Origin of the sequence: Psychrobacter sp. Cmf 22.2 (assembly GCF_001921745.1) — a bacterium.
Taxonomy (GTDB): Bacteria; Pseudomonadota; Gammaproteobacteria; order Pseudomonadales; family Moraxellaceae; genus Psychrobacter.
This window is the reverse complement of sequence record NZ_MRYA01000038.1, coordinates 1-267: the sequence shown is the minus strand read 5'-3', so window position 1 is coordinate 267 and position 267 is coordinate 1. Positions and strand designations below refer to the sequence as shown.

1 protein-coding gene is annotated in these 267 nt (G+C 44.9%); it reads right to left on the bottom strand.

Annotation, left to right across the window (positions count from 1 at the left end; all coding sequences use genetic code 11):
* Nucleotides 1-267, bottom strand: a 267-nt coding sequence (locus tag BTV98_RS13225) for a TonB-dependent receptor (RefSeq protein WP_143505772.1), incomplete at both ends; no start/stop codon positions are given.

The following is a 267-nucleotide window of genomic DNA, read 5'->3' as shown; positions in this document are numbered from 1 at the left end:
TGCGTTATCGCCTTCTTCTGCCTTTAAGTCATTGTTAACAAAGGTTCCAGCACCATCTTGGTTAAAAATCGCTTGGCTTAAATCTGGACCATTAAATAACTGCGTATAGCTGGCAAATAATTGCGTACGCGGGGCAATCTCATAGCTAGCAGCCAAGCCACCGACGACATTATTATAAGTTTTACCACCAGCGACGAACTCTGGAGATTCATAACGGTCATAGCGTACGCCCGGCGTTAAGCTAAATTTGCCCATTTGCCATTGGTC